Below are 4962 nucleotides of genomic sequence, written 5' to 3'. Positions count from 1 at the left end.
TATGTGGACAAAAATTGTAGACGTAGCAAAAAGAAACAATGTAACTCCTGGTGGAGATACAGACTGTGCACAAGCAAACACTGCTATGTTCCTTGCTGGTGGATTAACCAGTAAAAACGTATCACACACAATTGCAGCAGTAGCAAGAGCAATTGCAGGTGCAAGAAGTTTAGTAGCAATTGAATGTGGAGCAACAGGACCTACAAAAGACTGTGGATACGAAAACCCTATAGTAAAAGCAATCGCATCCGTACCAATCTGTGCAGAAGGTAAAAACGCAACATGTGCTCACTCAGACTTAATGGGTAACTTAACTGCAGGTGTATGTGATGTATGGAGTAACGAATCCGTATACAACAGAGAAGAAATGGGTGGACCAACTCCTGGTGTATGGTTACAATCCTTAGGTTACGAATGTGCTTTAATGAACACCGCAACACAAATTGGAACCAACAAAGAATTAAGAGACACATACGTATTAGCAGATAAATACAGAGACCCTCAAGGTGTAATATTAGCTTATGATAACGCATACAAAATCGGTGAAGCAATCACAGCAGAAGGAGAAGACATTTACCTCAGAGCAAGAGCAGCAGGTCTTAAAGCAATGGAATTAATCAACGAAGCAGTTGAAGAAAAACGTATCTTATTAACAAGATTCGAAAGAGACACTCTTGATTCCACACAAAAAACATACGAACAATTACCAGATGATCAAGCTAAATTCGTAAAAACTTGTATCAAACGTTACGGAAGAAAAGTAAAAGAACACGACCCATCACAATATGAATTATAAATGTAACAGGTAGTGTAGTAAATTAAACAAATATAATTTAAATTAATTAAAAGGATGTGTGTAAAAATGGTTAGCCCTTTAGAAAAATATTATGACAAATTTGAAGACTATGAAAAAATAGCAATCAGATACAATGTAAAAATAGAAGGTCCAGCTCTTAAACCTGAAGACGACCCAGAAGTAGTAGAAATCTTACCTTCTGAAGAAGGAATAAAAAGAACACTAGCTTTAGATGTATTATACGGTGACAAAGATAAATGTGACGCAGACACTGAAAAAGCTCTTGAAGCAGGCGAAGACCCAATTGATCTCATTAACAATGCTTTAATGAAAGGTATGGATGGTGTAAGTGCATTATACACCAAAGGTGAATTCTTCTTACCTGATTTAATGCTTGCAGGAGATGCAATGATGAGTGGAGTAGCTCTTTGTGAAGCAAAACTCGGACACAAAGCAGATGCAAAAGCAAAAGTAGTAACCTGTGCAGTAGAAGGAGACCCTCACGATATTGGTAAAAACCTCATTGTAATGTTCTTAAACGCAAACGGATACGAACCAATAGACCTTGGTCGTGACGTACCTAACACAGAAGTAGTAAAAGCAGTACAAGAACATGAACCAGCATTAGTAACTGCAACAGCTTTAATGACAACAACCATGACAGCATTTGGTAAAATCATAGCATTAATGCAAGAAGCAGGACTAGACACACCTATAGGATGTGGAGGAGGAGCAGTACGTCGTGACTTCGTAGAAGAAAGTCCACAAACATTCTATGGTGTAGAAGCATACCACGTACCAAAACTCGCAGATGCAATTGTAGATGATGGTAAAACCTGGGAAGATATCAGAAACGAATACGCTGACATTGTTGGTGAATACGTAGCAGCATACTCCTAGATCTGTCAATATATATTATATAGTAAGATATTCCACTATATCTTACATTTTTTTTCATCTTCTTAATTGAAGAGATTTAAATAATTATCTTATACCAATTATATTGATGAGTTTTATACGTGTTCTCATCATATAATTATTTTAAATATATTCGGACACTAAAATCATACCCAGATTTTAGTTTTTTATATTTTTTTAGGTGTCCACTAATAATTTTTTTTTCATGTAAACTTTTCTTTATTTTACAATTGAATCCATAATATACATTATCCAAAATCAATTTTTGAATTTTTGGCGAAGACTCTTCAAAATATTCTGTTATTTTTATTTTTTCTAAAATAGTATTTCTTAAATTCTAAGTAGTAATTATATAAAATAAGATGGGGGGAGATGAATTATAAATTATTCATCTTTATTTTCAAGTAGTTTATCAAGTTTTTTATCTACTTCTTGTAATGTGTTATTAATATTTTCAACATTATCTTCTATCTTGTTAAGTTTTCTATTTAAGTGAATAACCTCTTTTTTCAAAGTTTTATTTTTACCTTCTACATTACTTATGTACTCTTCAATTTCATGGATGCGATTTTCATCAGATCGTCTATTATATACGGCAGATAAGTATGCTGTAAATATTGCAGTGAAAATTATACCCATCAGTATAATAGTCATTGTAAGTATTTTACCAAAAGAAGTGGTTGGTGTCATATCACCATAACCTACAGTGGATGCTGTGACAATTATAAACCATATTGCATTAAGTATGGAATCAAATGATGTATCAAATACTTTTAGTAGTATTGCACTTACTCCTACAAATATTGAAAATATAATGAATACTGCTTTTAATAAATTTTCTTGTATAATTTGTTCTATAGTATATATTTCTCTTTTCACATGCCATAATCTCAGTATTCTTGTAAATCGAAGAATTCGTAGATATCTTATTGCAAAGAAGTATTGTCCGAGTATGAAGTCAAATGGAATAATTGTTAGAATATTTATAATATTATGATCCTTTTTTAGAAATTCTGTTATACTCATGTTGGATGTATAATAGTTAAGTATCATATCTAATCCTAGTATTATACATACAAATAAATCATATTGTGTTAGAAATTCTTCAACTTGTAAGTTAAATGAGTATATCATGTTAACAGTTATGAATATTAAATCAATTACTGTGAATATGAATAGAAAAATATCTTTAATTTCTATAAGTATTCTCTTTGATTTTTGGATTGTTTTAGGCTTATTCATATTTATCATTAATTTATGAATTATTTTTATTAAGTAATTATATTATTTTTAATTTCCTCTTTATTAGTATGATGGATATTTTTAAGAAATAAGAGGGTATTTAAAGTCATAAATTATTCTAAGTTTTTGATTTATTGGATAATACAATAAAAATTCGAAAAGTATTTTGGTAAAAAAAGATATTAATGAGGATAGTAAAAAAAAATGATTATATAGGTATTAATGAATAAACTATTTTTTTTCTTTTAGTATGCAGGTATTACTGCAAATAATTTTGGAATATCATGATCATTATTTAATGCATTTGTAACAATGTATGAATCATATGCAAAGTATATGTACATGACAAATGTGAAACCAGCTACATTAGCATTAAATGTTCCAATGTATCCTAGAATAATTCCTAGTATTACTGTTATTGCAAAACGAGTATATAATTCAAGATATAAATTTCCAATACCACTAAAGAAAGATAATATCGCTGCCATAATCGGATTTTTCATAAAACTAAACACCTCTTTATTTAATATATGTTATATTCAATCACATGACTAATACATTTAAAGTCATTACCAAATCCATCAAGATAAGTTTCATCACGTAATAGATTAAAATATTTTAATGTTGAATTAGATAATTTTGCAAATGTTTGATAGACTATAAGTTCACCTTTTATTTTATCTTCAATAACAACATCATAAACATTTAACTGTGGAACATGACAAATACTGTAGATAAGATTTTTGGATACCAGTACAGTTTGTTCAAATACAACAAGATTTAATTCAAACAATGTTTTAATATCATCTTCTATTTCACGACTTTTCTCAACTATTGTCACAATAATCACTTACATAATAGTATGTTTATTAATAGTATATGTAACTATTTTTTTCTAAGTAATTTCATGAAATAAACTAGTTATTCTATTATTCTAATTATTATCATGATTAAGTTGGTTGAAATATTAATATAACATTTATCAATAAAAATAAACAAAACTATTTAATAGAATTTGATTTAAAATAATGAATTCATATTATTTTAATCATTCATAATTAAAAAGAAGATGGAGGTGAAATAATGAGAAAATGTTCAAAATGTGGAACAGATAATCCTGACTTTATTAATATATGTACAAAGTGTGGTGAAGATTTAGGATATGATAATAGACACTATCCACAAGAAGATAAAACTAATGAAAAAATTGAAAAAACAGAAAAACATAAAACAAAAAAAATAGATGCTGAAACATTAGAAAAAAGAATACAACAACAAACAACATATGACTATGATGACTATGAAAAAACAGATACAAAATTTACACTAGAAAATTTTAGAAAACTTGTTATAGTAGCAATTATTGTATTAGTCATACTACTTGCTGCAAGTTATATTCCTGCACAAATGACTGAACAAGACAGAGAAGACTTTATTAACATGGAAACTGATACATTATTAAACCAATCAAACACAACTAGTACTGTGCTTAGAAATGTAGATTCTGGAAATTTAACCTCTGAAAATATAACACAAATAAAAAATTCATATGAAAGTGTATATTTAAATCTGTCAGAATATAAAAATTCTACAAATAATGAAACACGAAAAGGATTTTTAGAATTACAAATAGAATTAAATGGACATCTACGTAATGCAGCAAATAGTTTAGAGAAGATATATGAAAATAGGTCTGATACAAATAGTAAGATATCTTATGTAAATGAAATGGAAGCTGCAAATAATGTTGTAACAAGGATAGATGATTACTTTGAAAGTCATCAAGATATCAAAACTGAGTTTATTAATAATGATTTATACAAATATTTCTAAACTAAATTAAGAATTTTATAAAAAAAATTCTTTCTATTTTTTTTACTTTTTTCCTCTTTTTTATTATTTTTCCACATAATTTTTGTGCAATGTTTTCTATTTATTTTGATGTGGTTGGTTTGTTGAGTATAGTATGTGCTACAAAAAGCGTAACACTTGAACAAATTGAACAG

General features: G+C 28.5%; 6 protein-coding genes. 3 read left to right on the top strand and 3 right to left on the bottom strand.

Translation table 11 applies throughout. The features are described from left to right. The coding region (locus tag NL43_RS08025) for a methyltransferase MtaB domain-containing protein (protein ID WP_305791260.1) at positions 1 to 796 on the top strand (796 nt) is incomplete at its 5' end. Positions 797 to 862: 66 nt separating this feature from the next. After that, entirely contained in the window at positions 863 to 1696 is an 834-nt protein-coding gene (gene mtaC, locus NL43_RS08020) for a methanol--corrinoid protein MtaC (protein WP_069593532.1), read from the top strand. Positions 1697 to 2098: 402 nt separating this feature from the next. Here the strand turns inward: mtaC and NL43_RS08015 are convergent, their stop codons facing one another. The 3 genes from NL43_RS08015 to NL43_RS08005 all read right to left on the bottom strand — a co-directional run bounded on the left by NL43_RS08015 (position 2099) and on the right by NL43_RS08005 (position 3797). After that, on the bottom strand, positions 2099 to 2956 hold the full coding sequence (locus NL43_RS08015) for an ion transporter (protein ID WP_069593531.1): 858 nt from the start codon (positions 2954 to 2956) through the stop codon (positions 2099 to 2101). A 245-nt stretch (positions 2957 to 3201) separates the two neighbouring features. After that, positions 3202 to 3459: a hypothetical protein gene (locus NL43_RS08010; protein ID WP_069593530.1), complete on the bottom strand. Its 258-nt coding sequence runs from the start codon at positions 3457 to 3459 to the stop codon at positions 3202 to 3204. A 20-nt stretch (positions 3460 to 3479) separates the two neighbouring features. After that, positions 3480 to 3797 carry a hypothetical protein gene (locus NL43_RS08005; RefSeq protein WP_069593529.1) on the bottom strand — a complete coding sequence of 106 codons (318 nt, stop codon included), beginning with the start codon at positions 3795 to 3797 and terminating at the stop codon, positions 3480 to 3482. A 242-nt stretch (positions 3798 to 4039) separates the two neighbouring features. Here NL43_RS08005 and NL43_RS08000 point away from each other — a divergent pair, with 242 nt between their 5' ends. Further along, positions 4040 to 4789 carry a zinc ribbon domain-containing protein gene (locus tag NL43_RS08000; RefSeq protein WP_069593528.1) on the top strand — a complete coding sequence of 250 codons (750 nt, stop codon included), beginning with the start codon at positions 4040 to 4042 and terminating at the stop codon, positions 4787 to 4789. The last annotated feature ends 173 nt before the right edge of the window (positions 4790 to 4962 follow it).

The sequence above is a fragment of the Methanosphaera sp. WGK6 genome (assembly GCF_001729965.1).
Classification (GTDB): Archaea; Methanobacteriota; Methanobacteria; order Methanobacteriales; family Methanobacteriaceae; genus Methanosphaera.
Note: the sequence above shows the minus strand (reverse complement) of the source record. Positions and strands in the feature narration are given on the sequence as shown.

Excerpts from the sequence above, each read along its gene's own strand:
- mtaC (WP_069593532.1), top strand. The coding sequence starts at position 863 with ATGGTTAGCCCTTTAGAAAAATATTATGACAAATTTGAAGACTATGAA.
- NL43_RS08015 (WP_069593531.1), bottom strand. The coding sequence starts at position 2,956 with ATGAATAAGCCTAAAACAATCCAAAAATCAAAGAGAATACTTATAGAA.
- NL43_RS08010 (WP_069593530.1), bottom strand. The coding sequence starts at position 3,459 with ATGAAAAATCCGATTATGGCAGCGATATTATCTTTCTTTAGTGGTATT.
- NL43_RS08000 (WP_069593528.1), top strand. The coding sequence starts at position 4,040 with ATGAGAAAATGTTCAAAATGTGGAACAGATAATCCTGACTTTATTAAT.